The organism is Nocardia tenerifensis NBRC 101015 (assembly GCF_000308715.1).
Classification (GTDB): Bacteria; Actinomycetota; Actinomycetes; order Mycobacteriales; family Mycobacteriaceae; genus Nocardia; species Nocardia tenerifensis.
The window spans coordinates 1-4,404 of sequence record NZ_BAGH01000235.1 but is presented as its reverse complement, the minus strand read 5'-3'; the positions used below and the strand labels follow the sequence as shown (position 1 = coordinate 4,404).

The window sequence follows — 4,404 nt, the reverse complement described above, 5'->3', positions numbered from 1 at the left end:
GAAAGGTAAGCGCGCTGCGCGGCGGGCGGCATAGTGAAAAACGCGTCGAAAAAACCGGGAGGTCGGTCGGCGGCAGTGCGAGCAGCGCCCGCAGGCCGGCGGCGCGCAGCCGGTGCACGGCGCGCGCCGACGCGGGCCAGACCGTCTCGCCCGCCGCGACGGCGTCAGCGGCGGTGAGCGATGCGGCCACGCTGTACCCGGTGGCCGGATGTCCGAAGCCGCCCGCCGCACCGAACGTGAACCGCCCCGGCCGGCCACCTCCGACCGGGAAACGCACCCGCTCAACGCGCTCATCGCCCGCGAGTTCGATTCCGCGAGAACGCAATCGGTGGTGCAGTCGGTCGCGCAGCGCGGCGCCGTCGAGCGCGGGCCGGCCGGCCAGGCAGGTCTCCTCGAGCAGCGTCTGCCCGCCGCCGAGCGGCACCGCGTAGAGGAACGAGCGCGGCGCGTCGGCGGGTGCGCCGTTGTCGGCGCGCCAGTCCATGAACAGCGGTTCGAGCCCTTGGCAGCGCGACTCGTCGAGCACCAGCCCGTAGGCGGTCTGCTCGGCGAAGGCGGGGGAGCGGGTGATGCCGCGCACGTCGATTACCCTGCGGCCGTCGAGGATCCGCCCATCGGTCAAGGTGACCGTCTTCGCGGTGAGTTCCCTCGCGCGGTCCGCGACGACCTCGGCACCCGCGATATCGAGGGACTCCCGCAGACGCTCCGTGTCCAGCACGACGTAAGGCCGATCGATGCGGTGCGCACGGGTGCCCCAGGCCATGGGCCGTTCGACCGTGGCGGCGACGGCCGAGGGAGCCAGCCAGCCGGGCAGCTCATCGGCCCACGCCGCGTAGGTCGCCGTCCACCGACGATCCGGCGCGGGATCGACCACGGTGACCGTCAGCCCGCGCGCCAGGCACCGATGCGCCAGCGCCCGCCCCGCCGGTCCGAGGCCGCAGACGACGACGTCCGACGCGCTCAGATCCCACCGGTGGACAGCAGTCCGCCGTCCACCCGGACGGTCTCGCCGGTGACCCAGGCGGCCTCGTCGGAGACCAGGAAGCCGATCAGCCGCGCAACGTCCTCGGGCGTCCCGAGCCGCTTCATCGGGTAGACGCTCGCGGCCCGCTCCTCGTCGGCGGAGTAGAGCGCGTCGGCGAACTTCGTCTTGATCACGCCGGGCGCCACCGCGTTCACCCGGATCTTCGGGCCCAGCTGCCAGGCCAGTTCGTCGGTGAGCCGGATCAGCGCGGCCTTCGACGCGCCGTACGCGGCGATCACGCCCGAGGATCGAATGCCCGCGACGCTGGCGACATTGACCACCGCGCCGCCGTGCTCACCCATCCACGCCTTGAACGCCTGCTGGATGTAGCCGAGGGCCGCGACGACGTTCACGTCGAAGATCTTGCGCACCGCGTCCAGGTCGGCGTCCATGAGCGAGCCGAACACGGGGTTGATGCCGGTGTTGTTGATCAGGATGTCGACCGAACCGAACTCGGCCATCATCCGATCGATGGCCGCGGCGCGATCCTCGGCCTGGCCGGAGTTGCCCGCCAGCGCGACGAGCTCGCCCTGATGCCCGAGCGCCCGCAGCTCCGTGGCGGTCTCCTCGAGCGGGCCCTGCTTGCGCGCGGTGATCAGCACGTTCGCGCCGCGGCTGAGCAGCTCGGCCGCCACCGCCTTGCCGATGCCCCGGCTGGCTCCGCTGACCAGAGCGCTCTTGCCCAAAAGATCGTTACTCATGCCACGGCAGGTTACTCGGCGGTTCGGTTACGGCCGTCACACCCGAGTCGCTCGGTGGCGAAGCCACGTCTGAGCGCGGGTAAAATCGGTGGTTCTTGTGCATATCGCGTCGCACAATCGAGTACCGACCAGCACCACCGATCCGCGAGGAGAAATCTGTGATCACCGCGACCGACCTGGAGGTCCGGGCCGGAGTCCGCACCCTGCTGTCGGCCCCCGGACCGGCCCTGCGGGTGCAGTCCGGCGACCGGATCGGACTGGTCGGGCGCAACGGTGCCGGCAAGACCACCACGCTGCGCATCCTCGCGGGCGAGGGCGAGCCCTACGCCGGAAAGATCTTGCGCTCCAGCGAGATCGGCTACCTGCCGCAGGATCCCCGCGAGGGCAACCTCGATGTGCTCGCCCGCGACCGGGTGCTCTCCGCCCGCGGCCTGGACACGCTGATCCGCGACATGGAGAAGCAGCAGGCGCTGATGGCCGAGGTGGCCGACGAGGCCGAGCGCGACAAGGCGGTGCGCAAGTACGGCCGCCTCGAGGAGCGGTTCTCCGCGCTCGGCGGTTATGTCGCCGAGAGCGACGCGGCACGCATCTGCAATAGCCTCGGCCTGCCCGACCGGGTGCTCGGCCAGGCGCTGCGCACGCTGTCCGGCGGTCAGCGGCGCCGAATCGAGTTGGCGCGCATCCTGTTCGCCGCCTCCGACGGCAGCGGCGGACGCTCGGACACCATCCTGCTGCTCGACGAGCCGACCAACCACCTCGACGCCGACTCGATCACCTGGCTGCGCGGATTCCTGCAGAACCACGACGGCGGACTGATCGTCATCAGCCACGACGTGGAACTGCTCGGCGACGTGGTGAACAAGGTGTGGTTCCTCGACGCCGTGCGCGGCGAGGCCGACGTCTACAACATGGGCTGGCAGAAGTACCTCGACGCCCGCGCCACCGACGAGCAGCGCCGCCGCCGCGAGCGCGCCAACGCCGAGAAGAAGGCGAGTGCGCTGCGCGTGCAGGCGGCCAAGCTCGGCGCCAAGGCCACCAAAGCGACTGCGGCACAGAACATGGCCAAGCGTGCCGACCGGCTGATCGCCGAGCTCGACGACGTGCGCGTCGCCGACAAGGTGGCCAGGATCAAGTTCCCCGAACCCGCGCCCTGCGGCAAGACGCCGCTGATGGCGGAGAATCTGACCAAGGTCTACGGCTCGCTGGAGATCTTCACCGGAGTCGACCTCGCGATCGACCGCGGCAGCCGGGTCGTCGTGCTCGGGCTCAACGGCGCGGGCAAGACCACGCTGCTGCGCATGCTCGCCGGCGTCGAACAACCGACCGCGGGCAACCTGGTGCCCGGCCACGGGCTGAAGGTCGGCTACTTCGCGCAGGAGCACGACACGCTCGACGACACGGCCACCGTGTGGGAGAACATCCGGCACGCCGCGCCCGACGCGGGGGAGCAGAACCTGCGCAGCCTGCTCGGCGCGTTCATGTTCACCGGTCCGCAGCTCGATCAGCCCGCGGGCACGCTGTCCGGCGGTGAGAAGACCCGCCTCGCGCTCGCCGGCCTGGTCTCCTCGGCCGCCAACGTGCTGCTGCTAGACGAGCCGACCAACAACCTGGATCCGGTCTCGCGCGAGCAGGTGCTCGACGCGCTGCGCACCTACGCGGGCGCCGTCGTGCTGGTGACCCACGATCCGGGCGCCGCGGAGGCGCTCTCGCCGGAGCGCGTGATCTTGCTACCGGACGGTACGGAAGACCATTGGTCGGCCGAATATCTGGAACTTATTCAGCTCGCGTGACTTTCATCACAAGAATCCGTTGATCACGGACCCTCGAGTGCTTAGCCTGGAAAGAGCTGCTCGGCGACTCGGAGGAAGCCATGAGCGACAGGCCAACGCAAGTCAAAGCCACCCTGGGTAAGGGAACACGCGTCACGGGGAAGTCCCGCGACCGCCTACAGACCCAGTTGAAGAAGCAGTACGAGGCAGGGGCGAGCATCCGCTCGCTGGCGCGAGCGACCGGTCGCTCCTACGGCTTCATCCACAACGTGCTGGTGGAGTCGCATGTGCAGCTCCGCAGTCGTGGCGGTGCGAACCGCCGTAAGAGCCAGTAGCGTCCGGAGCACGCGAAACCGGTTTCGGCGGAGGGTTTTTCGCCGTCATCGGTGAGTTCGGCGGGTCCGGGGCGGGATGGTGGTCGCCGGGTGTGGCCCAGTTGCTTTGTCGGGCCTGCGGATTGGACCCGGCAAAGCCGGATCGGCGTCGGATGGTGCAGTTTTCGGTGCCGGTCGGCGAGTGTCCGGTGCCGGCCCCGATGCCGGGTGGCCGGTGCGGTTGGCCGAGGTGTCGGCTGATGCCGGGTGGGCGGTGCAGTCGGCCGTGGACAGCGACGCCACGTGTCGGTAGCTCGGCGCATCAGGCTCAGCGACGCGCCTCTCGCCGCCGAACATGATCCGGCTCGGCCCAAGGCGATCAATACCGGGATGCGGCAACAATTTCCGCCCACAGCCGATGCCGGGTGGCCGGTGCAATTGGCCGAGGTGTCGGCTGATGCGGGGCGGCCGGTGTGGTCGGCCGTGGTGTCGGCTGGTGCCGGGCGGCCGGTGTAGTCGGCCGTGGACAGCGACGCCATGCGCCGGCAACTCGTCGCATCGGACTCGGCGCCCTGCTTCTCGCCGCCGAACATGAT

At 70.0% G+C, this 4,404-nt stretch carries 4 protein-coding genes; 2 read left to right on the top strand and 2 right to left on the bottom strand.

Going from position 1 to position 4,404, the window contains the following annotated elements:
* Together ON39_RS18980 and ON39_RS18975 are read right to left on the bottom strand one after the other, a co-directional pair.
* A partial coding sequence (locus ON39_RS18980; protein ID WP_255219282.1) for a lycopene cyclase family protein occupies positions 1-898 on the bottom strand: 898 nt, incomplete at its 3' end.
* A 62-nt stretch (positions 899-960) separates the two neighbouring features.
* Complete coding sequence (locus ON39_RS18975) at positions 961-1,725, bottom strand: SDR family oxidoreductase (protein ID WP_040736164.1); 765 nt, start codon at positions 1,723-1,725, stop codon at positions 961-963.
* Between the two features lie 158 nt (positions 1,726-1,883).
* Here ON39_RS18975 and ON39_RS18970 point away from each other — a divergent pair, with 158 nt between their 5' ends.
* Together ON39_RS18970 and ON39_RS18965 are read left to right on the top strand one after the other, a co-directional pair.
* Complete coding sequence (locus ON39_RS18970; RefSeq protein WP_040736163.1) at positions 1,884-3,515, top strand: ABC-F family ATP-binding cassette domain-containing protein; 1,632 nt, start codon at positions 1,884-1,886, stop codon at positions 3,513-3,515.
* Between the two features lie 80 nt (positions 3,516-3,595).
* Positions 3,596-3,829 (top strand): helix-turn-helix domain-containing protein, encoded by a 234-nt coding sequence (locus ON39_RS18965; RefSeq protein WP_040736162.1) that lies wholly within the window; start codon positions 3,596-3,598, stop codon positions 3,827-3,829.
* Positions 3,830-4,404 lie beyond the last annotated feature (575 nt).